This is a genomic window from Rubritalea profundi, assembly GCF_002954445.1.
GTDB classification, from domain to species: domain Bacteria; phylum Verrucomicrobiota; class Verrucomicrobiia; order Verrucomicrobiales; family Akkermansiaceae; genus Rubritalea; species Rubritalea profundi.
Window position 1 is genome coordinate 1,873,449 of sequence record NZ_MQWA01000001.1, and the last position, 22,016, is coordinate 1,895,464.

Below are 22,016 nucleotides of genomic sequence, written 5' to 3' on the forward strand. Positions count from 1 at the left end.
CACTATAGTGCCATTGAGCTAGGCTGATTCAGGGCGAGAGGCGATTGACTTGCCAGTCGGCGTCGGATGATTCGCGGGTGTAGAGCAGGCGGTCGTGGAGGCGGGCTGAGCCACCTTGCCAGAACTCGATGTGATGCGGAACAACACGATAACCACCCCAGAAGTCTGGGAGAGGTACTTTGCCTTCTTTGAATTTCCGGCCGATTTCAGCCAGCTTCATTTTTAACAAAGTTCGGTTAGGTATGACCTCACTTTGGGCGGACACCCAGGCACCAAGTTGGCTTTCGTGCGGGCGGCTGGTGAAGTACTTGAGCGATTCGACTGCTGAGATTTTCTCGGCCTTACCAATGACGATGACTTGTCGCTCTAGGGTGACCCATGGGAACAGTAGAGAAACGTTGGGGTTGGCGTCGATTTCCTTTGCCTTACGGCTGGTGTAGTTGGTGAAGAATACCATGCCCTCTGGGTTGAAATACTTGAGTAAGACTGTGCGCAATGAGGGTGCTCCAGTGGCGGAGACTGTGGCGAGTGACATCGCATTCGGCTCGGGGTAGCCGGCGTCGATGGCTTGTTGGAACCAAAGTGTGAATTGCTCCTCAGGTGTGGCTGCGAGGTCAGCGCGGTGGAGTCCGCCTTTGAGGTAGTCTTTTCTGTAGTCTGAGAGGTCCATGGTGATGGAAGATGGAAGATGGAAGATGGAAGATGGAAGAGTTACTCGCTCCAGACGCCTAGGTCAATGAGTTGCTGGAGTGGTACCTCTGGCCAGCCTTTGTTAGCAGCGGGTGAGGCGGGGGAAGGATGGAGAATTTTGCCAACCTTGAAGTCCTTGTTAGGAAAATACGCTTTGACAGTTTCCTTCAGTTGCTTCTCGGCGAAGGCACCGACGCGATAAGGAATTCGGGCTCTAACAATGCTATTGTTTTCGAGAGGTGGAGGCGGCAAGCCTCATCGACTGGAGCGGACTCAGACTTAGGTAGCTTGTCGGGTGTGATGTTGCGACCGGTTTCTCCCATCCAGACGAGCGGGCAAAAGTTGGCGACGAAGTGGTCGGCGAAAAAGTCATCGGCCAGCGAGTAGCGCTCGGCAAAAAGCCCCCAGAGACGGCGTCCGCTGACTTCGGAGCGTTGGCAGGAAAACCCCTCGATTGGGCGTTTCGGGTGTTCGTTAGCGGGTTTTTCCACAGCAGTCTCGATCCCCATCCAATCGCGGACAGCGGGGATTTCTCCAAAGGGAACGCCGACCTGAGCCATCCCCCATGGGCCGGGGTTCATGCCGAGAAAGAGCACCCGCTTTTTACCAGAACCAAAGCGGCTGAGGTATTGTTGGTGAGGAGTCCAAGCGTACTCGAGCGGGTTGTAAGTGTGACTGACTGGGTCAGAAAATCGCAGAGGTGCTAGATCTCTGATAAGTTCCTGTGCTGCAGCTTCCAACTCCGTGATCATGCTTGTTGTATGGGCTTTTAAGTAGCTGAGTGCAACAGAAATAGATCGGGTAAGAATAGCTCGATAACTGAATGGCTTGTATCGCTATCGGCGAATTTTATACCAGCCTAGGGAAGAAGCACCGCGCATTCCCTAGGTTAAACGTAAAGAAGCGTATGTTGGCTGAAGGCCAACTTCAAGTATCCACGAGCTTTGTCCCAGCATGAGTCTGGCTTTCAGCCAGAAAAATATCCCTCTTCCATATCCTAGGGTTACGCTCCTACGTCACTCACCCTAGGCTGGTATGAATATGGCCTTCAGCCAACCGTACTCATGCCGTGTAACTTCTGATAATTCTTTATAAATCCACCGGGTTTAGCTCTGGAGCCGCTTGACAAGTCGGGATCTCTGACGACTGTGGCGGCATGCAAGACCCACGTATTGACCAGTTGGCGCAGCAATTAGTGCGATTTTCTACCAACCTTAAAAAAGGTGAAAAAGTTCTCATCGATGTGGCTGAGGTGCCAGATGAAATTGGAATCGCTCTCATCCGTGAGGCCCGTAAGAAAGGGGCCATCCCATTCCTCAGAGTGAACCATACTAAATTGAACCGCGAGATGTTGATGGGAGCTAGTGATGCGCAATATGCAGCGATCGCGGCTCAGCAGTTGAACGAGATGCAGGACATGGATGCCTACATCGCACTGCGGGGTTCCCACAACATCACCGAACTCAGCGACGTTCCGGCTAAGAAGATGGCGCTCTCGTCGAAGCACATGCGCCCGGTGATGGACTATCGTGTGAAGGAGACCAAGTGGTGTGTTCTGCGTTGGCCAACTCCGGAAATGGCTCAGCAGGCGGGAATGAGTACTGAGGCATTTGAGCAGTTCTACTTCGATGTTTGTTTGTTAGATTACAAGGCGATGCTTTCGCCAGCCCGAGTGCTCAAGCGCCTGATGGAGAAGACCGACCAGGTCCACATCGTCAATCCAGGAACGGATCTCACATTTTCAATCAAAGATATACCAGCAGTAGAGTGCTGCGGTAACTACAACATCCCCGACGGCGAGGTGTTCACTGCCCCTGTGAAAAATAGCGTGAATGGTGTAATCACCCACAATGCTCCGACGATCTATCAGGGCATAGCGTTCGATAATATCCGTCTCGAATTCAAAGACGGAAAGATTGTGAAGGCCAATGCTGGCTCTAAAACCAAGGAGCTCAATAAAATTCTCGATGCCGATGAAGGAGCGCGCTACGTGGGCGAGTTCGCGCTCGGAATCAACCCATTGATCAAAGAGCCAATGCGCGACATCCTGTTTGATGAAAAAATCGCGGGCTCATTCCACTTCACTCCTGGTCAAGCCTACGAAGAGGCAGACAATGGCAACCGTTCACAGGTGCACTGGGACATGGTCTCTATCCAGCGTAAAGAATGGGGCGGCGGCGAAATCTACCTCGACGGGAAACTCATCCGTAAAGACGGAATATTCCTACCAAAATCGCTGGAGAAATTGAATTTCTAAGAGCGCTAATAAATAATTCTAGAGCTCCGAAAGTTAAGTGCTTCCGGGGCTTTTTTGCGTTGATCCGAATTCGCGAATTAAACTGAAGCGAGTGGGCGGACTTCCTTTTCTATAGAAGCGCCTTTTTTTGCCTTAGCAACTCGGAGTTGGTAGGCCGTTTGCAGACGAAGCCAAAACCCTTCACTGGTGCCAAAATAGCGTGAGAGTCGAAGGTCATATTCTGCCGAGCATGAGCGCTTTCCGTATTTCATTTCTGAGAGGTGTGGGGCGGAAATGCCGAGTGCTTGAGCGAGTTCTTTCTGGTTGAGAGGGTTGCCCTCTAGAACATCACGGAGGGTTTTGGCAAAGGAGTTTGGAATAGTTTTCATGGTTAGTGGTAGTCTGTGATTTCTACGTTCTGAGCTCCTTCGTTCCAGTTGAAACAAACTCGCCATTGTTTGTTGATCCGAATCGAATATTGGCCAGCTCGGTTGTGGCTGAGAGCTTCTAAATGGTTTGATGGAGGAATACGCAGGTCCTCAAGGCTGAATGCCGCTTCTAAGTGGCAGCAACGCCGAAAATATGATGACTCTAAATCTGTGGCTGGAGACTTTTTGTTAGGTGATTTAGGATTACAAGTAAAAATTGGGTGCCTCACTAGCCCAACGGCCATCAGTCGTTAGAGGGATCTGAGGAATCGATTTCGATATTCGGCTTGTCCGATTTAGTTCTAAAGGCGAGGACGCATCCGACCACTAGGGCGCCAAGGATGAGTAGGGCTATGGGTAATATCAAGATGATCGACATGGGTTTTACGGCTTATTTTGAGGAAGATTTTTTGAGGAGGTACTTGTGGATTGTCTGTCAACCTAGCCGGACGTTTCGGGGAAACGGTCCCTGCCTTAGGTTAGCTACGCTCCACTGAATAATTAGGAATGCCACCGAATCTGGTGCGGGGCTACATATCGTTCCTATTTTTACTTGCTTGCTACCATTCGTGCGATTGGTGTGATTCGTGTTAGAGACGCTTCATTGTATTGGCTTTGGGGAGTGCATCACTTGCTACTCCGTTGGAGGAATTCTTGGAACTTGAGGGCTGACTTTGCATCCATTTCTGGGAGGGGGGCTTTGCTGCGCTTGCTTTGTTGGAGGATGCTCAGGGTGCTGGGATTGAGGGAGTCGTCATTTGCATTTCTGTTAGCTGTGATAGTGGCTTCGGGGTCGAGCCTGTCAAATGGGTGGCTGGAGTAGCCAGCCTGCGGGGAGAAGCCATCGGTCTCGCGCATTTCTAAGTGGAGGTGAGCGAGGTAGCGTCCGCCAGCAGTGCCCACGCTGCCGATTTGAGCACCACGGCCAATGTGGGACTGGAGGGCGACTTCGATGGAGTTGAGGTGAGCGTACATGCTGTGGAGTTTGCGGCCGTCGGGGAGACGGTGGGCAAGGATGATGGTTTTCCCCCATCCGTCTGATGGAGTGCCTGCGTAAACGACTAGGCCATTAGCGACTGCGTAGACTGCATCGCCGAAGTCGGAGTCTTGGCCGCCGATGCCATTGATGTCGTCGCCAGTGTGGTTGCCGCCACGCATAGAGTTGACTTCCATAAAGCCCTGGGCGTTGTAGGTGAGGGCTGCGTGCTCAGATCCCATGGCGGCCTCGAAGCGTGGAGCTCTGGGGATGAGAGCTGCTTCGAAGGGCGAATGGAGCTGCATTCTAGGGTCGAACTTTTGTGTGACCGACGGTTCATTTAAATTGAGGGGAATGCCGTAAGGCGCATCAGCTTTTTGCCAGGTGTCGAGGCTCTGGACTGGAGCCTCAGGGACGTGGTGGGTAAACATCATGAGATAACCAACGTAGAAAAAGAGCCCGAAGAAGAGCGCTGGGACGAGACGGGAAAGGACAATGGGCATGGGAAATTGCTGAATGCTTATTTTTGAGGGCCAACTTAGAAATCTAAGTAGATTTCTGTGCGGCGGTTGGCCCGTCGGCCGTCTGGGTTGTCGGATCCATCTGTGAGAGTGTTAGAGACCCTTGGGTGCTGAGATCCATGGGATTCGGTGATGACCTGCTCAGGACTCACGCCGTGAGTAGCGAAGAAGTCTTTGACGGCTTGGGCGCGTTGGGCTGAAAGGTTCGCGTTGTATTCTTTGCTGCCCTTGGCGTCAGTGTGGCCCGAGATGGTAATTGCCTTGTTAGGATCAAGCTTGAGAAGGCGGGTGACGATACTGAGTTGCTTTTGGGTGCGTGGTGTGAGTCCCTCTGAGTCGAACTCAAAGTAGATGACAAGCGTGTCACCACCATGCGGGTTCTTAAGTAATGGGCTGTAGTAGATGTCACCACCTGAGACGCGTTTGGCGTAGTCGCCTAGTAGTTGGTCGAGGTTGATTTCATAGACTCTCCATGAATCGCTCTTTTTTTGACGTTGGGTGATGATGGAGAATTGGGCGGATTTTTCTCCGTCACTAGAAACGACATTGGCGTAAAACCCTGCGGCAGTGTCGCGCATGAAGAGAGAGCGGAGCGGCTTCTCCTTGTCGATTTTGTAGGCTGCTTCCTCGAAAATAATACACATGGCAGCGAGCTTTGCGTCGCTAATGTTAGAGTGGTCAACCATTGCTTTGGCATTTTTAAAATCCTGCTTGATCAATCGGCTAAGAAATGTGTAGGTGTAGTTGAGCGCGTCATTATTTACGTTAGGCAGTGATGGTGGGTCCCCAGCAGTGAGCTTTTTACCCATTGAGGGTGACTTCATCGACCTTCCATTTGCCTCTGTCATCGCGTTTGACATCGAGAAGAATAGGCGCGCTGTCTTGGAGGTTGATTGCCCAGCGTGCGAGCTTGTTCGCTTTGAGCTCGCCAATCTTTTCAAATGGGCTTTCCGGGTCGATTTTGATCCTTTGCTCGGTCACGAGTTTTCGCAGCATGGCCTCTTGCTCTTTTGTCAGGGACTGCTTGCCAATGAGGCGAATAATGGCCTCGGGGTCAGCTTCATTTGTTGCTTTTTGCATGATCTCGACAATCCTTGCCATGTAGTCCTCAGGATTACTGAAATCGAGCGTCATGCCCATGTCTTTAGCTATTCCCTCAGCTGTCTGTGGCGGCAGTGGCTCTGTGTATGGAATCTGCTCGCTACTTGTCTCTATTGGTGTCTGAGCGGGTGTAATTCTACTTCCCGTTGGTGATGGTTCTTCTGCTGGTTTCTTATTGCAGCTAGTAGCGACTAGGCTCAGGCAGAGAACGGAAATGGAAAAGTACAGCTTCACAGCTCAATAGTACGTGAAGTCGGCTGGATGTCACAGCTCTTTTCTGATGAAAGCACTGCTTGCACTCCCGCGGGTGAATGCGTATCGATGGGCTATGTTCAACATAGTGATGGTTCATCCCGAAATTCCGCACAACACGGGTGCCGCTGGACGCTTGGCTCTGGCGACTGGGGCACGGCTCCATTTGGTGAAACCGCTGGGGTTCGATATCGATGAAAAAACGGTGAAGCGTGCAGGGCTGGACTACTGGAAGGATGTCGATCTGGTCCTCTGGGAGAGCTGGGACGCGTTTTACGCCTCTGTGGTGGATACCTCGCGGATGTTTTTGCTCACGACAAAGGCCAGTACTAATCACTGGGATGCCGATTTTAAAGATGGTGATTATTTGTTATTTGGCAGAGAGACTCGCGGCCTAGATGAAGCCCTGATAGCGGCCCATCCCGACACTGCCATTAAGATTCCTATGCTGGAGGGAAGTACACGCAGTCTCAACCTAGCGACGGCTGTAGCAATCGTTCTCTACGAAGGAATGCGGCAGGTCGGGTTCGAGTAGACTTATAGCTGAAACTTTGTGTAATATTCTATCTAGTATGGGTATTAGTAGCACATGAATACTCTATCCGCAGTTCTGCTCGGTGGTGTGCTGGCATTGGCATCGATGATGCAGTCAGTCAACGCCGCTAAAAAACCTAACATCATTTGGATTTTTTCTGACGATCATTCCTTTCAAACAATAGGCGCGTATGGTGGTCGCTTGCAGAAGCTCAATATGACTCCGAACATTGATAGGATTGCCAAGGAGGGGATGCGATTTGACCGTTGTTATGTTTCTAACTCAATCTGTGCACCATCGCGTGCGGTCTTGTTGACTGGCAAGCATAGCCACCTGAATGGGAAGATCGATAACAGAGGGCCATACAATCATGATCAATCGAGCTTTGCTAAAGTTCTCCAGAAGAATGGCTACCAGACAGCGATGATTGGTAAAATCCATCTCAGTGGCGCGATGCAGGGTTTTGATTACTGGGATGTTCTTCCCGGTCAAGGCGCCTACAATAACCCAGATTTCATATCAGCTAAGGGGAAGGAAAAAAATACGGGTTATGTGAGTGATGTGATCACCGACAAGACATTGAACTGGCTCAAAGGGCAGCGCGATAAGGAAAAGCCATTTATGCTGATGATGCACCACAAGGCGCCGCATCGCAATTGGACCCCGGCCCAGCGGCACATGGGCAAGTATGAAGGCATCACTATTCCCGAACCTTCGACTTTATTTGACGACTACAAGGGGCGTGGTTCGGCGGCTCGTGATCAGGACATGACGATCGATAAAACGATGCGGATGAAATACGACCTCAAGGTTGGGCTAGACGGACAGTTTGCCGAGCGCACCAAGAAATTCAATGCGGCCAAGTTAGAAGGCAAGGACCTAGTGAAGTGGAAGTACCAAACGTACATGAAGGATTACCTTCGTTGCATCTGGGCTGTGGATGAGAGCGTCGGGAAAGTGTTAGGCTATCTAGATGAGTCAGGATTAGGCGAGAACACGATTGTAATGTATTGCTCTGATCAAGGGTTTTACATGGGAGAGCATGGTTGGTTTGATAAGAGATTTATGTATGAGGAGTCGTTCCGGACTCCTTTGTTAGTGAAGTGGCCAGGTACGGTGAAGCCAGGATCAGTGAACAGCGATCTCACCCAGAATATCGATTTCGCCGAGACTTTTCTCGATATGGCAGGCGTCGAAGCTCCCGAAGAAATGCAAGGCGAGAGCTTGATTCCATTGATGAAGGGTAAAACTCCCTCGGACTGGAGAAAGTCACTGTATTACCACTATTACGAGTACCCAGGATCTCACAGCGTGAAGAGGCACGAAGGAGTCTCTGAGAAACGCTTTAAGCTCATTCGATTCTACGGCAAAGATGTGCCTAACGGAGAAGAATGGGAGCTCTACGACCTGGAAAAAGATCCATCAGAAATGCAAAGCCAGTACAGCAACCCAGAGTACGCCCCAGAAGTGAAGCGACTAAAAGTCGAACTCCAGCGCCTACGGACCTACTACAAAGTTCCCGAAGAAAACTGATAGTCGCTGCGCTCCAATTAGGAATTAGGTATGAATCTCATCAGCCCCATTCGTGCTATTAGTGTGATTGGTGGTAGAAATTGTTTCATCTTCCGAGCCGCTCTAACCTTTCGTTTTTTCGCGGTATAAAACTTGATTCGAAGCTACGGCTGCACCAGCAGGCTGCTCTTGGCGGGGAGCCAGCAGGACTTACCGTTGAGCAGGCGGGCGTGGTGCCAACCTCCACGGGATTCGAGGATGGTGAATTCTGTGCCGGCGTGGAGGGGGGAGGTGAAGGCGTTGTCATAGATGTAGCCATTGCCTTGGCGGGCGACGATTTCGCGGGCTATGACGACGGCGTCGGTTCCTTGGTCCCAGCCACGGTGGCTGCCCCAGAGCGATAGGCTGAAAACGAGGCTAGAGCTCCACTGCTGGCGAGAGCGATCCAGTGCCATTTTTTCCGCTGATAGAGTAAGCGGCCTAGCAGTCCCCAGAAGACGATGTTAGATAGAGCGACCAGGGCGATCCGCACGGTGGCTGGCCAGTGGTGCCAGAATAGTAAGGCGTCGGCGACGCGTTGGCTGCGGCTGACTGGGAGTTCATCGACAGTGATACTGCGGAGGTAGTGGAGATTGTGAAGCGCATCCGACTGGGTCGGATCTAGGCGGAGTGCTTGTTGGTAATTGAGCAACGCATGGCCGTGTTCTCCAGAGAGGAAGTGTGCGTTGCCGAGATTGATATAGAGCCCAGCGGATGGGTCTTTGCTGTGTTCGGTGATGTATTGGTATTTGAGGACTGCCTGCTGATAGAGGTCTTGCGCTTCGGAGGGGGCGCTCATTGCTGAGACGTTGGCTTGATCGAATTGTTGGTTAGCCTCGGTAAAAATGGCCGCCATGCTTTTTCCAGCGATGGAGTCGTTCGCTATGCTGATCTGGGTGTTGAACCAGAGGAATGCGAGGGTTTGAATAAGGAATGTAGTGATTCGCTTCATGCTTTGAGTGCTTTCTCAATGGTTGAAATGAGGGGCTTGCTTGTGGCCAAAATGTCATTGTCACTCGGCCCATTTGTCTGGGCTCTGTAGTGTGGTGCCTCACAGGAGTGGTAGAGAATTTCTAACTTCTCCAGCTCAGGAGGTTTGACGTCATTGCTGATTAGAGTTACTAACTCGGCGTAGGTGTGGGCCATGGCTGTGAGGTTGAGCTTGTCTGCGAAGTAGTTTCTCACACTGTGATTGATCTGGTCTAACTGACCTTCGCCACTGAGATTGCTTGCTGAGTCTATATTTTTCAAAAAGTGGCTGTAGGCTATATTGGAACGGGCTTGGATTGGGTTGCTGATTGCTAGCCGCTGGTTTCTGGTACCCAGAAAGAAGCAGACAAATCCGAGCGGTGGGAGCACGCTGGAGAGTATCCACCATCGGGTCTTTGACTGAGCAGAACCATCGAGCGCGTCTAGCGATGTGATGTTGGCTTTGATTCCCTGGTCGTTAGATTCTAACTGATTTCGGATGGGGCCGGCTCCGCTGATTTGCGCATCATAGGCAGTGGCGACCTCAGATGCTTTGACGGTGATGGGAATGGCTTTGGATTCGCCCACTATATAGGACTGGGTGACTGGATCGAAATAGGGGAGGCGAATGGCGGGGATGACTGACACATCCTGTGCCCTAGGTCGGATGGTGCGGATGTAGGTGATTTTCTTTCCCTCGATTCTGCCATGGGATTGCTTGGAGGGAATGGCAAACTGGCGGGTGAAGGCGAGTTGCTCATCGAGGTCTGGAAACTCAAGAACTTCAGGGAAGTCACACTCGTCGACTTCGATGGTGAGAGTGATAGGATCGCCGACAGCTACGATCTCAGGGGTGGCGCTGACTCTGATCTTCCGGGCTCCGATCTGCCCCAGGAAATCGTGCGGCTTGCCGGCTTCGGGCAATGGCAGTACCTGTAGTTTTTGGGTGGGAGAGCTGACGAAGTATTTCTTGTATTCCTCTCCTTCTGGAGTGTCGAAGAAGTTGTTGTTGAAGTAGCTCGGGTAGTTTGTTTTCCAACCTCGAGTGCGCTTTTTGTGGTCAGGTGGGTCGACGTAGGAGGTCAACAATGTCGCCGGGCTGAGAGTTTTTTCGCCTGCCGACTTAGCCATGAGGATCTTGGTGAATGACACATAGTTAAGGAAGAGTTCGCCATTTTCTTTAGAACTATGCCGAGCAATTATTCTATTGTTAGAAACTGGTAGGCCGATTGCAGCTTTGTCATTACCGTCGATCCATGCATGGGGTGAACGGACACTGAAATCATAGGAATGGAAGAGTGGGAGTGTGAAATCGATCGCTCTGAATCCGATCAGAGGCAGGGGAGATTGCCATTGATAATGCACATGAAAGGGCTGACCTACGTAGACAGGAGAGTCGGGGATTTCTCTGGTGAGAACTAGACCGGGGAGGGCCTCAGGCTTGGCAACTTTTATTGATTGTTCTTCCTCGGTCATCATCTGTTCGCCATCTGCCTCAAGCATGAAGACGGGTAGGGCGATGTAGCCAGGCTGGGTGGGAACGAGTTTATATCTTAGCGCTATGCTGGTGGGGGAATCTTCTCTTCCCTGAGTCATTTCTAGGAATTTGATGTGCAGGTCGCTCGACTCGGGGACCTCGTCTGGAGTGACCTTCTTCGCACCATCAATGAGGATTTCGTAGGTGAAGGCTTCTCCGACATAGAATGACTTGTCGGCGATAGAGCTGTGCATTTTCACTTCTGCTAGAGCAGAGGAAATGAGCGAGAGTACGAGAGTGATTCTGAAAAATGTCATGATTTACCAATCTTTTTCTACGGGAGTTCCTTGTTTCTTTGAGCCGGCAGCCTGTCGGGCTTGTTGCATTTCTTGGCTCATGCGGATGATGTCTTGGGGTGAGTTGCTCAGTGGTGGGAGGTCGATGGAGTCGAGGTCCATTTTGGTGGTGTCTGAGTCATTCATTTCGCCTTCTTCTCCGCCTTCACTTTCGCCATATTCACCCTCGCCCTCTTCTCCTTCTTCGCTGCTTTCAGAGGGTTCACCCTGTTCGCCATCTTCTCCCTCTTCAGACGGGGCGGCGTCACCTTGCGGATCTTGGGGGAGGGCTAGTAAGGCTTGCTGCAGAGCATGCAGAGATTCCCGGCCGTTCGTGAGAGCTTTGAGCCACTCGCTTAGATAGAGATCGAGGCTGAGCTTTTGTTTTTCTTCAGCCGTAGCGACGTGAGTCCGGGTGTCTTTGAGGGGAGTGACTTCAGGGGGGATTCCTTTGAAATAGGTTTCATTGTAGTCTTCTATCAGTGTGCTCACTTGCTTAGTTCCAGTGGCTACTGCCATTTGCCGCAGATCCCATTGTGCTGGAGCCGCTTTTACTTGTTCTCGCTTTGGTAGGTTGTCAGCTTGTTGGGTGATGAGAGTAGTGAGCATCTCACGTATTTCCTCCAGAGCTTCTCGCATGGCTGCTTGCTGCTGTTCTTGTTCCTCAATAGTGAGCTTGAGCTTTTTTCTCTCCATCCGCGCGAGTTCGCTGTTGATAGCGGCATCTTGATCGCTTCGATTGAGCAAGAGGACTAGGCGGTATTTGGCGATGCTTTGCTCCACCAGTGCGAGCGAGGCATAGCTTGTTTCAGCCGTTTTGGATGCTTTGAAATACGCATTTCCTAGGTTGTAGGTGATGTCTCTAACAAGCTTGGAAGAAGGTTTTTCTGTCAGTGCATTTTCAAAACTGAGAGCGGCGTTGTCATAAGCACCATCACGGTATTCAGCATTGCCCTGGAGGTAGTATGATTGAGCCTTGTCTGACGCTATGCTCTGCGGGGCGACCAGAAGGAGAATGATGAAGCTTGAGATGACTGCAGGCGAGAGCGCCCGTGGACGTCGGAGGGTGTGGGGGACAAGCGCCATGAGCAGCAGGAGAAATAGGCCCAGCGCGATGAACCAATGGAAAATTTCATCGTAATTAATCACGCTTTCCTCAGCGAGTTGTTGGGTTTCACTTTGGCTGCTGATACGCCGATAGATTTGGTCGAGATTCATCTGTCTGGTTCCGACGGGGATGTAGGCCCCTTCGTTGCAGCTGTTGACGAGATTTTTGAGTAAGGCTCCATCGAGCTTCGACCAAACTTCTTGCTTTTTGTAGAGCATGTAGTCTGACGAGCCATCCGCCACAGGGATGCGAGCCCCTACTTTCTCGTCGCCAATTCCAATAGCGAGTAAACGGATTTTTTTGTCGTTGAGTTGTTCGACTGCCGAGCTGATTCCCTCACTTTGGTCACCGCCATCGCTGAGCAAAACAATGTCACGGTAGCCGTGTTTCGAGTCGGAAAAGAGCTTGTCGCAAGCTTTCAGCAGGGCGTCACCAATCCGTGTGCCGCCGTGGGCCACGCTGTCTGGTCCAGTTTTATCGAGCGCATCTAGAAAGAAGTCTGTGTCCATGGTGAGTGGGCAGACGATGGAGGATGAACCCGCGAAAACGACCAATCCGACTCGGTGGTCTTCAAGCGATTCGACACATTGAGCGATAGATGCTTTGGCTGAATCAAGTCTGTTAGGGAGGCGGTCTTCCGCCAGCATGCTCTTGGAAACATCGAGCATAAAGACAACATCGCGGCCATCTCGAGCGATGAGTTTTGGGTGAGGATTGATGGCTGGTCGGCTGAGAGCTAGGATGATCGTGATGGCAGATATGACAAGCAGTGCTAGCCGCCATGGTTCCATTGAAATGTGTTCTGAGCGTCGGCCACGGGCACCCTCACCAAAGCCTTGCAGGTCACATCGCTGCCGCGTGAGCCGGATACGGAATACCACGACGAAGACTGGTACGAGAAGTAGTAGCCACAGCATCACGGGTTGGATGAATATTATTTCGCTCATAGCTTGCTAGGGAGAGATGCGAAGGAGGGTGGCGTTGAGAATGTAGCGGAGAAGGAGCAAGCTCAGCGCTGCTAGGGCAAAGGAGCTAAAGGCGTCATCAAGATCTGAAAATTCGACTTCTTTTAGTTTGGTTTTTTCAAGCGTGTTGATTTCTTGATAGACGGCTTGCAGGGAGTCTAGGTCATGAGCCGTCCGGTAAACTCCACCGGTAGCGAGCGCCATTTTTTCAAGCACCTGGTCGGACTCAGAGAGCGTCTGAGGGCGAAAGAATTTCCCTTCATCGGTAGTGACAAGACGTGATGGATGAGTGCTCTGTAGGCTGATCGTGTAGAGGCGTATTCCCCATTCTTTAGCCATCGAGGCCGCCTGCATCGGCATCTGTTCGCCGCAGTTATTTTCACCATCGGTGAGCAGAAGAATGACCTTGCTTTTGAGTGACCCTTCGCGGTCTTCATGGGCCTTGAGTTGCGCTGCTGCGAGCGCTGTGGCGTCACCATAGGCTGTGCCATCTTCATTGGGGCGGTCATTGATGGTGAGCTCGCGGATCATGTAGACCAGCGCATCGTGGCCGAGTGTCATTGGGCAAACATTGTCTGAGTATCTGGCGAAGGAAATGATGCCGATCATGTCATCTGGCCGCCCCGTGAGGTCCTTTCCATCGCCAGCGACAAATTCCTCCATCACCTTTTTAGCCACTTCCATCCGAGTCATCGGCCCATCCTCAGTCTGGATGTCCATGTCCATGCTGCTAGAGACATCCACCAATAGCTGGATAGAGATGCCTTCGCGATCTTCACGTGAGTCAGTGGTTTCTAACTGGGGCCTTGCTAGGCAGGTGATGAGGCATGCAAGTGCGAGGTGTAGGCAAAGTGGTGGGATGAAAAGTAGACGTTGGCGCCAGGTCGTGGGGGCTCCCTCGAAGAGTTCGAGTGAGGAATAGCCGATGGCATCAGCACGTCTTTGCCGACGTTGATAGAGCCACAAGGCAGGAAGAAGCAAGAGTAGGTAGAATGCGGAAGGTGCTGCAAAAGTCATCAGCGGACCACCTTTCTAAAATCAGTATAGAGGAACTTTGAGAGCTGCTGATAGATGTCTCTTATCTCGTCCTCAGAGAGGATTTTTTTACCATACTGTGCTGACTCGCAGCGGGAGGCTAGATCGGCTAGCTCAGTGGGTGGGGTGGTGAGTTCTCTGCAAAGGCTATCAAAATCGGCACATTGTTTGTTGAGTCCAGTTTGTTCTGAATATGCCTGACAGAAGAGCGGCTCAATTTGATTGATGATTTGTTCACTAGAACATTCTCCGAGCGCTAGGAACTCATCTAAGGACTGAGTTGAAATCACTTCTGGCGATTGGCGAGTTTTGATGAAAATGAAAATCCCAACGGCTGCCAATGCCAGCGCAGCAATGATCCAAGCAATCGCGGCGTTAGAGTTAGATGGAAGCAGCGAATCACGTTCATCGGGGGCGATGTCGCGGAGCTGGGTGTCAGCATCCACAACGACTGAAAGGACTTGGATAGCGACTGGTTTGGTATGGATTTTCGAGATTTCACCATCTGGGTTTTCGACTGTAAATTCGAAGGGCGAAAGGGTGGATTCACCTGGGAGGTCTGGCTCAATGAGGAAGCTTATATGGCGATGCACCCATGATTGAGAATCGAGCTTGGCCGGCGGAGTGATGATTTCTGCAAAGGTGAAGTCACCGAGTTGCCCTTCCAAATTAGGCAAGGTGATTTCTAGGCTGGGATCATGTTTGATGTTGAGGCTGACCCGTGCGCGTTCGTTGGTTTTGAGCGAAGATTGGGATATCTGTAAATGCAGGGAGATGCCCTCGAACTGCGTTTGTTGGCTGAGCTCGAAGAGATCCTGAGCTGGGGGCTTTTTGCTACAAGAACTCAGTGTTCCAAGGAAGCCGCATACGAGCGCTGTCAGAAGGGCGAATCTAGAGAACATCGGCACTTCGGTTGTTGCGCTCTTTGAGGAAGCGAATGATTTGATAGAGGTAGTCGTCCTCTGTGCTGATGTTGAGCAAGTCGGCCTTGGCTTCGTGGCAGATGTCGATCAGTGATGACTCTCGTTGGAGTGACTTTTCATTGAGCCTTTGGCGGAGTTTTGGATCTCGACAGTCGATGGTGCGCAAGGCTCCAGTCTCAGAGTCACACAGCTCGATCATTCCACCAGCAGGTAGGACGCTCTCGCGTGGGTCGCTAATGGCGATGCATGAGAGGTCGTGTGCGTGTGCGGTGTCGCGCAGAGCATTGGCGTAGTTAGAGTCGAAGAAGTCGGAAAATAGGAAGGTGACACAGCGGCGGCTCCGAACTTGGTTGAGGTGGTGGAGTGCGCCAGCGATGTCGGTGCCAGTCGTCTGGGTTTGGTGGCTGAGCATGAGATCGATCATCCGCATGACGTGGTTCTTACCTTTCCTCGGTGGGATGTGTTGTTCCACACCGTTGGCAAAAAGAATGAGGCCCACATTGTCGTGGTTGTGGGATGCAGCGAAGGCGAGCAGGGCAAAGATACGGGTGACGACTTCGCGTTTGCTATGTTCGCCACTGCCAAATTCGCCAGATTTTGAGATGTCGATGAGGAAGTAGAGGGTGAGCTCTCGCTCCTCCATGAATGTTTTTACATGTGGTTTTCCGGTTCGGGCAGTGACATTCCAATCGATGGATCGGACGTCGTCACCATGTTGGTACTCGCGGACATCTTCAAACTCGATGCCCATCCCCTTGAAACTACTCCGGTACTCGCCCGCCAACATCTCGAGCACAGCCTTACGACTGTGCACTTCAATGTGACGCACTTTACTTTCGAGCTCTTTTTGGTTCAGCATGAGAAGTTCAAGGACGGGAAATTGGGCTTTAAGCCACTGTTTCTATGGTGTCGAGAATGCGGCCGATGATGTACTCCACACCTTTCCCCTCAGCTTCCGCCTTGTAGGTGATAGAGATGCGGTGGCGAAGGACATCCGGTGCGATCCATTTGACATCGGCTGGAGTCACATAATCGCGGCCTTCTAACAGGGCGTGAGCTTTGGCTCCTTTGATTAGGCAAATACTGGCCCGAGGGGAGACTCCGTGGCCGATCAATGCGGTGAGTTCCTCCAGCCCGTAGTTCCCAGGATTGCGTGTGGAGTCGACTATTCTTAGGACATACTTCTCTAATGCTTCACTGGTGTGAATGGAGTCGAGCGACTTGCGCATAGTGAGAATGTCATCGGCAGACATGACGGAGCGAACAGCGGTCTTTGGCTTGCTCACCGACATGCGCTGGATGATGGTGTGCTCTTCTTCTAGAGTTGGGTACTTGACCATCACTTTGAGCATGAAACGGTCTAACTGCGCTTCTGGAAGCGGGTAGGTGCCTTCTTGTTCTATAGGGTTCTGAGTAGCCAGCACGAGGAAGGGCTCATCGAGTGGGTAGCTTTCGTTGCCAATCGTTACTTGCTTCTCCTGCATAGCCTCTAACAACGCGCTCTGAACTTTAGCGGGTGAGCGGTTGATTTCATCGGCTAATACAATATTGGAAAACAAAGGACCCTTGTGTGGGGTGAAGTCGCCCGTTTTTTGGTTATAAATCAGTGTGCCAATAAGGTCACCAGGAAGCAGGTCGGGAGTGAACTGGATACGGCTGAAATCAACACCCAGAGTCTGAGCCATGGTGCTGACTGTGAGCGTTTTTGCTAGACCCGGGAATCCCTCAATGAGGACGTGGCCATTGCAGAGAAGGCTGACGATTAAGCGATCGACAAGGTCGCTGAGGCCGACAACGACTTCGCCGATTTCTTGCCGCACTTGGGAAATTTTCTGATTTTCTAATTGAAAGGATTGGTCTTGGCTCATGAGGAAAGATGTTTGAAAGCAGTACTACCCATGTGAGGTAGCTTTCTCTGAGAGATATACGTTAAATAGATGATAATCTACCGTGAATATGAAAAAATGGCTGAATTACTCCGATTTTAAATGAACGTCGATTTATGATATAAAAAGTGCCATGATTTCTAGCTTTTTGAGAAACACTCAGAAATGGGGCAGGTAAAGTTAATTTTCGGAGGCCGACAATACTTCAAATCTCAGAGCTCCAGACTCTGAGATCTGTGGCGGTGACTACCAACCACCAAGCCCAAGACGATCAACCGACGTCACTCTCCAGTGTCTCACTTTGTATGACGTCAGTAATCAAAAGCATTTATCTATTTACGCATGAATCTGCTGTACATGCACATCGCGCTGAGGGAATGGTATAGAGATTCCCTCGTCATCAAATTTCTGTTTAGCCGCCTTGGTGAGGTCCCAATGCACATCCCAGTAATCCTCAGTTTTAGACCAAGGACGCAGGAAAATATTCACTGATGAATCGCCCAAACTATGAACACCCACTGTAGTCCCTGGATCCTCCAATACCAATGCATGCTCTACTGAAAGAGCTCTGAGCACACGTATCGTTTTCTCAATATCATCTGTATAACCAATGCCAAACACGAGATCCACACGACGCACATCTCTCCCACTGTAGTTGGTGATGGTTTCTCCCCAGGCTTTTTTATTAGGGATGATCAACTCTTTATTGTCCAAGGTCAGGAGAGTCGTTGAAACCAAGCTCATTTTCTCAACTTTTCCGCTGATACCAGAAATCTCAACGAAGTCACCTTCATCAAAAGGTCGGTAAACCATGATCATCATACCACTGGCAAAATTTGCTATAGTATCTTGCAGAGCAAAACCGATGATAAATCCACCTGCTCCTAATGCCGCCATCATAGGCCCGACTTCAACACCAAGGGTGGATAAGGCAACCATTATACCAATTGTCATGACAACCCAACCGATCGATCTGATGGTGAAATTCCTCATTATCCGAGAACCTTTTTGATTCTTCACAAAAGCTTTTTTCACCAGACGCTTTGAAAGCCGTGATAAGAACCAAAATCCAAGCATAACCGCAGCTGCCACACCCAATCGGCCAGCGAATACAATCCCACCTTCACGGTCCATGAACCAAAGACTAAAAATTCCGATAACATACTGTACCTTTCCTGTAGAATCGAGTTCAGCGGATACATCCATCGCCGAGTTGATATACGCTTGTGCTTCCTTCACATCACCGCCCTTCGCCTCCAGCTCGACCAGCACCACCTTCAACCGTTCAGAAATCTCTAACTCTTTTCCGTGAGACTCTTTCACTAGAGCTTCAAACTGCGCCACATCCTCACCTTTTAGTTCGTTAGAATTGATCCGACGGTGTAGTCTGCAGTCAAAGTAATTTGCTGTTCTAGCATTCTCAGCCATAACTCCATCTGCTTTTCCAAGGCGGCTTTCCTCATCGGTCGCAACTGGACCGCCAACTGTAATACTGGAATTTCCAGATCTGGCACTAGTACTATCTCAGCAGAAGCAACTTTCTCAGTCAGCCCCTCAGCCTCATGAGCAACCAATGAAAGGCTAAAAGCCAACCAAAAAACACTAAACAATCCTAACAATTTATACTTTTTCATCAGTCGATTTTCAGCGACATTAACACGATAATCTAAATCTACAACCCCATGAAAATGGCGTCTGAGCTTGCCATCGTTAGGATATTCATTTATTTAGACTAACAATTCACTTCAAACCCACTCATGAAAAAAAAGAAACTGCTATCCACTGTCATTGCGACCAGCCTCGCACTCGCTAGTCACCTCTACGCTGGCGAAAAAGGGACAGAGATCGAAATCATTCCGCCTGCTAATAGTTGGGAGTTTGGCATTTCTCCCTATGCATGGATCTCTGGCATCAAAGGTACATCTGGCCTCCCAGGGCTGCCACCAGCAAGCATCGATGCTGATTTTGGCGACATCTTGGACAATCTCGACTTCGCAGGCTTTCTTCTACTAGAAGCCAACAAGGGAAAATTTAGATCTTTCCTTGATTTTCAATACGTAAAACTAGGTGCAGATGCCAGCGGCCCAGCAGGGGAATCTTTGAACATCGGAGTCGAACAAGTCCGAATGGAACTAGGCATGGGATATGAGATCTACAGTAACGACGCCACCTCACTGACAGCCTATGGCGCGGTCATGTACAACTATATCGACAACAGCTTATCTGGTTCAGCTATAGCAGGCGGAAGCTATTCTGCGACTTGGGTGGATCCAGCAATAGGGCTCAAACTTAGCCACTCTTTCTCAGATAAATGGAGCGTAAACCTCACTGGAGAATATGGCGGGTTTGGCGTCTCCTCTGATAGCTCTTGGCAAGCTCTCGGATCAATTGGTTACAACATCAATGACAAGTGGGCTCTACTCGGTGGTTACCGTTACCAGTCGATTGATTACTCCAAAGATGGCTTCATCTACGACGTAGACACATCAGGCCCATTCTTGGGCGCCAGGTACTCGTTCTAGCCTATTGAGCCACCTTCCTTGGACTAGATTCAGCCGAGGAAGACGTGACAAGCTAACGCAAGGAAGCCTGCAGGCACGATTAGCCGACACCAGCGGTCCATCCGTGTTGCCAGCTTCGTCTTACCGTGTTTTGTTAGAACTGAAGTAATTACAGCCTCACCTAGAGTCGCGAAAACTAACAACGTCGAACTTAGAATGAAGGTGTCCATTCTCGTTAGGTAAGACACTGCCGGCACCAAATTATCGATCGAAAATCGATAGGCAATCAAAGTCAACATTGAGGTCGTAGCTACACCGATCTGAGTGCCAGCCTGCTCAGGGTCGACCCAAAATACGATCCAGGACATCGCCACGATAAGAAACAATGGCAAGATCACTTTGATTATATAGTATTCATTGTACCTTTTAGCCTCTAACGAGATAGTAAACATCGCAGTCTTTTCCATCTGTTCAAAAACCGAGGTATTATGACTCCATGCCTTATGCCCCTTAATTTCCCAATCGGGTAACGAAAATTGAGGTGAGATACCCGAGGGAAGCTCCTTGTCTAAACTAAATTGGACTTCGTCTATTGAATTACCAACAGAAACGATAGTCACGTCAAAATTTTGTGAATCGAATGGAAAGTTTTTAAGGTCTAAGATTTGAGAAAAATCTCCCCACACACGCTGCACGACTTCCACTTTGCCATTGGGGTGCACCTTGGCCACATCCTCCATGGTCTTAAAAATCTTCTGGCGATTGGTAATCTGAATATTGGGGTGCCAAATATCTGACAAATCTTTGCTCACTGGATCGTCCCCACCGTGCGCCTCTCGTGGATCCATCCACTCGGCGCTAAAAAACAAGTTCATCGTGAAGTTTTGCACCGCGCTGTCAACACCATCGATGTCTAGAACCACATAGCGCATTTTCACGACAGTGGGCTCGCCCAATTCGGAGTTAGGATGCGAAACATCTGCCACAGAAATTCCCATAAATAGCAGTAAATAACAAACAATAGAGAACAATAACGACGGGAATCTAAATGGAGCTTTCATAGGAAATTTATGTACTGGTTTGATAGCTTTGTCTGAAGTTTTTGGGAAACAGGGTGCGCATTATTCGCACGCCTTTACGTAGATAAGATGGAAAGGGACTAAATGCCGCATTACGGGCCAACGAGATACGCTTCATACTAACAAATTCATCATGTAGCCAGTTACATGTAATCACAAGGTTATACCTTTGAAATCACAACTAAAACACCACCCCATAACTACTAATATGAAAACTACCACATTGCTCACACTCGGACCACTTTCATTCTCATCTTCACCAGCGGAGTGTCACGAACGTCAAGGGAATCGTCAAGAACGACAGAACCGCCGATTGAACTGATCTCAAGCAACGACTGCGTCACTGAAATCTAATTGACCACCGTCTCACAAACAGTCTATGCTACCTATCCTTCTGGAAAACCTCCCAATATTCTAACAAATTTAAAAAATAAACCATTATGAAAAACCACCTATTCATCCTTCCTCTTGTGACTCTAGCCGCTAGCGCTTTCGCAGCCGAGAAAATCGACGTCAGCTTCAAGAACTACAATCAAGCTGAGACTGCTAGAAATTTCAACAACTGGGTCAAGCTAGGCGACGACAACAAGATCCTCCACCTCAAAGAGCTCTCTCCTGTTGGGCCAAAGGCTCCCACCATCCGCATGAATCTAGACACCCTCTACAGTGTTGGTGTGTATCAAAACGATGGCGAAATGACCCTCACCATCCCAGATACAGGCCTCTACCAATCTGTGATGATTCTAGATACTGATGGTTACACGCCATACTATTTCACCAAGCCTGGAACCTACCAGCTCAAGAACGATTCCGAGTACCTCTTCATCGCTGCGAGAACCGTGGTCAAGGATCGCCATTCTAAAGAATCCTTCGCTGCTGCACACAAGGCGCAAACTGGTCTCAAAGTGACTGGCAATGGCAGCAAGTCTTACGTGATGCCCAATTTCGACCAAAAACAGCTTCACAAGCTCACTACTGAGTACAACAATAAGATGTTAGATTCGAAAATATCCTTTGTCTATGGTGACGGCAAGATGTCGGTGAACGAAGAACATCGCACCTGGTCAAATACCGCTGGCTGGGAGGAATGGTGACAGAGGTCAACGTATCTAACACCTACAATTCTTCCGAAAACCTAGATGGCAACGCACCAATGTCAGTGACCTTCCCAGATCCCGGCAACAAATTTTTCACCTCGTTCACCATTTACGATACAGCGGGCTACTTGGTTGAGGGCAACTCCCACATCAACAGCTACACTTGGAAACCTAATGCTGACGTTTCCATCACTGTGCACTTCAACGCCAAAGGTAAAATAAATAATATCAGCTCTGGTGGTAAGGAATATAATTATATTGTCCGCAACTACGGAGCGACCCAAGACGTGATCGACAAAAAAATCAACCCAGTGAAACCAGAGCCAGTGAAGTAGCCTTCGCATTTTACGA

24 protein-coding genes and 1 pseudogene are annotated in these 22,016 nt (G+C 50.0%); 6 read left to right on the forward strand and 19 right to left on the reverse strand.

Annotated elements, in window-relative coordinates; genetic code table 11:
- Positions 1-28: 28 nt before the first annotated feature.
- Together pdxH and BSZ32_RS08300 are read right to left on the reverse strand one after the other, a co-directional pair.
- Entirely contained in the window at positions 29-670 is a 642-nt protein-coding gene (gene pdxH / locus BSZ32_RS08295; protein WP_105043010.1) for a pyridoxamine 5'-phosphate oxidase, read from the reverse strand.
- 41 nt (positions 671-711) lie between these two features.
- Positions 712-1,442: pseudogene (locus BSZ32_RS08300) on the reverse strand (uracil-DNA glycosylase family protein).
- 404 nt (positions 1,443-1,846) lie between these two features.
- Between BSZ32_RS08300 and BSZ32_RS08305 the strand changes: the two are divergent.
- Positions 1,847-2,947 (forward strand): aminopeptidase, encoded by a 1,101-nt coding sequence (locus BSZ32_RS08305; protein WP_105043011.1) that lies wholly within the window; start codon positions 1,847-1,849, stop codon positions 2,945-2,947.
- A 77-nt stretch (positions 2,948-3,024) separates the two neighbouring features.
- Here BSZ32_RS08305 and BSZ32_RS08310 read toward each other — a convergent pair whose 3' ends face one another.
- From BSZ32_RS08310 to BSZ32_RS08330, 6 genes are all read right to left on the reverse strand, one after another.
- Positions 3,025-3,315, reverse strand: coding sequence for a HigA family addiction module antitoxin (locus BSZ32_RS08310; protein WP_105043012.1), 291 nt, complete (start codon positions 3,313-3,315; stop codon positions 3,025-3,027).
- A 2-nt stretch (positions 3,316-3,317) separates the two neighbouring features.
- Complete coding sequence (locus tag BSZ32_RS08315; RefSeq protein WP_105043013.1) at positions 3,318-3,599, reverse strand: type II toxin-antitoxin system RelE/ParE family toxin; 282 nt, start codon at positions 3,597-3,599, stop codon at positions 3,318-3,320.
- On the reverse strand, positions 3,599-3,733 hold the full coding sequence (locus tag BSZ32_RS20075) for a hypothetical protein (RefSeq protein WP_276308422.1): 135 nt from the start codon (positions 3,731-3,733) through the stop codon (positions 3,599-3,601). The genes BSZ32_RS08315 and BSZ32_RS20075 overlap by 1 nt, the downstream gene beginning before the upstream one ends.
- A 248-nt stretch (positions 3,734-3,981) precedes the next feature.
- The gene (locus tag BSZ32_RS08320; protein ID WP_105043014.1) at positions 3,982-4,833 is read right to left on the reverse strand and encodes a M23 family metallopeptidase; all 852 of its coding nucleotides are present in this window, start codon (positions 4,831-4,833) and stop codon (positions 3,982-3,984) included.
- A gap of 35 nt (positions 4,834-4,868) precedes the next feature.
- Complete coding sequence (locus BSZ32_RS08325) at positions 4,869-5,675, reverse strand: OmpA family protein (RefSeq protein WP_165788737.1); 807 nt, start codon at positions 5,673-5,675, stop codon at positions 4,869-4,871.
- On the reverse strand, positions 5,653-6,186 hold the full coding sequence (locus BSZ32_RS08330) for a hypothetical protein (RefSeq protein ID WP_105043016.1): 534 nt from the start codon (positions 6,184-6,186) through the stop codon (positions 5,653-5,655). The genes BSZ32_RS08325 and BSZ32_RS08330 overlap by 23 nt, the downstream gene beginning before the upstream one ends.
- Positions 6,187-6,232: 46 nt before the next feature.
- On the opposite strand from BSZ32_RS08330, the gene BSZ32_RS08335 reads away from it, so the two are divergent.
- Both BSZ32_RS08335 and BSZ32_RS08340 read left to right on the forward strand, forming a co-directional pair.
- Positions 6,233-6,739, forward strand: coding sequence for a tRNA (cytidine(34)-2'-O)-methyltransferase (locus BSZ32_RS08335; protein ID WP_240610590.1), 507 nt, complete (start codon positions 6,233-6,235; stop codon positions 6,737-6,739).
- A gap of 54 nt (positions 6,740-6,793) precedes the next feature.
- The gene (locus BSZ32_RS08340; RefSeq protein WP_165788738.1) at positions 6,794-8,272 is read left to right on the forward strand and encodes a sulfatase family protein; all 1,479 of its coding nucleotides are present in this window, start codon (positions 6,794-6,796) and stop codon (positions 8,270-8,272) included.
- Between the two features lie 143 nt (positions 8,273-8,415).
- Here BSZ32_RS08340 and BSZ32_RS18350 read toward each other — a convergent pair whose 3' ends face one another.
- The 10 genes from BSZ32_RS18350 to BSZ32_RS18790 form a co-directional block, all read right to left on the reverse strand.
- Positions 8,416-8,706 (reverse strand): SH3 domain-containing protein, encoded by a 291-nt coding sequence (locus BSZ32_RS18350; RefSeq protein ID WP_129589663.1) that lies wholly within the window; start codon positions 8,704-8,706, stop codon positions 8,416-8,418.
- Positions 8,598-9,242: a tetratricopeptide repeat protein gene (locus tag BSZ32_RS08345; protein WP_105043017.1), complete on the reverse strand. Its 645-nt coding sequence runs from the start codon at positions 9,240-9,242 to the stop codon at positions 8,598-8,600. Before BSZ32_RS08345 ends, BSZ32_RS18350 begins: the two co-directional genes overlap by 109 nt.
- Entirely contained in the window at positions 9,239-11,053 is a 1,815-nt protein-coding gene (locus BSZ32_RS08350) for a BatD family protein (RefSeq protein WP_105043018.1), read from the reverse strand. The genes BSZ32_RS08345 and BSZ32_RS08350 overlap by 4 nt, the downstream gene beginning before the upstream one ends.
- A gap of 3 nt (positions 11,054-11,056) precedes the next feature.
- Positions 11,057-13,126: a vWA domain-containing protein gene (locus BSZ32_RS08355; protein ID WP_105043019.1), complete on the reverse strand. Its 2,070-nt coding sequence runs from the start codon at positions 13,124-13,126 to the stop codon at positions 11,057-11,059.
- Positions 13,127-13,132: 6 nt separating this feature from the next.
- Positions 13,133-14,161, reverse strand: coding sequence for a vWA domain-containing protein (locus BSZ32_RS08360; protein ID WP_105043020.1), 1,029 nt, complete (start codon positions 14,159-14,161; stop codon positions 13,133-13,135).
- Positions 14,161-15,081, reverse strand: coding sequence for a hypothetical protein (locus tag BSZ32_RS08365; RefSeq protein WP_105043021.1), 921 nt, complete (start codon positions 15,079-15,081; stop codon positions 14,161-14,163). The genes BSZ32_RS08360 and BSZ32_RS08365 overlap by 1 nt, the downstream gene beginning before the upstream one ends.
- Positions 15,071-15,961 carry a DUF58 domain-containing protein gene (locus BSZ32_RS08370; RefSeq protein ID WP_105043022.1) on the reverse strand — a complete coding sequence of 297 codons (891 nt, stop codon included), beginning with the start codon at positions 15,959-15,961 and terminating at the stop codon, positions 15,071-15,073. The genes BSZ32_RS08365 and BSZ32_RS08370 overlap by 11 nt, the downstream gene beginning before the upstream one ends.
- Before the next feature lie 28 nt (positions 15,962-15,989).
- Entirely contained in the window at positions 15,990-16,970 is a 981-nt protein-coding gene (locus tag BSZ32_RS08375) for an AAA family ATPase (protein ID WP_105043023.1), read from the reverse strand.
- Between the two features lie 354 nt (positions 16,971-17,324).
- A complete protein-coding gene (locus tag BSZ32_RS08380) occupies positions 17,325-18,416 on the reverse strand; it encodes a mechanosensitive ion channel family protein (RefSeq protein WP_105043024.1) in 1,092 nt (363 codons plus the stop codon).
- A complete protein-coding gene (locus BSZ32_RS18790; RefSeq protein ID WP_165788739.1) occupies positions 18,344-18,622 on the reverse strand; it encodes a hypothetical protein in 279 nt (92 codons plus the stop codon). Before BSZ32_RS18790 ends, BSZ32_RS08380 begins: the two co-directional genes overlap by 73 nt.
- Before the next feature lie 123 nt (positions 18,623-18,745).
- Between BSZ32_RS18790 and BSZ32_RS08385 the strand changes: the two genes are divergently transcribed.
- A complete protein-coding gene (locus BSZ32_RS08385; RefSeq protein ID WP_105043025.1) occupies positions 18,746-19,510 on the forward strand; it encodes a porin family protein in 765 nt (254 codons plus the stop codon).
- A 29-nt stretch (positions 19,511-19,539) separates the two neighbouring features.
- On the opposite strand, the gene BSZ32_RS08390 is transcribed toward BSZ32_RS08385, so the two are convergent.
- Positions 19,540-20,550, reverse strand: coding sequence for a ligand-gated ion channel (locus BSZ32_RS08390; RefSeq protein WP_105043026.1), 1,011 nt, complete (start codon positions 20,548-20,550; stop codon positions 19,540-19,542).
- Between the two features lie 458 nt (positions 20,551-21,008).
- Here BSZ32_RS08390 and BSZ32_RS08395 point away from each other — a divergent pair, with 458 nt between their 5' ends.
- Together BSZ32_RS08395 and BSZ32_RS08400 are read left to right on the forward strand one after the other, a co-directional pair.
- Positions 21,009-21,662, forward strand: coding sequence for a hypothetical protein (locus BSZ32_RS08395; protein WP_105043027.1), 654 nt, complete (start codon positions 21,009-21,011; stop codon positions 21,660-21,662).
- Positions 21,656-22,000: a DUF1254 domain-containing protein gene (locus BSZ32_RS08400; RefSeq protein WP_105043028.1), complete on the forward strand. Its 345-nt coding sequence runs from the start codon at positions 21,656-21,658 to the stop codon at positions 21,998-22,000. Before BSZ32_RS08395 ends, BSZ32_RS08400 begins: the two co-directional genes overlap by 7 nt.
- Positions 22,001-22,016 lie beyond the last annotated feature (16 nt).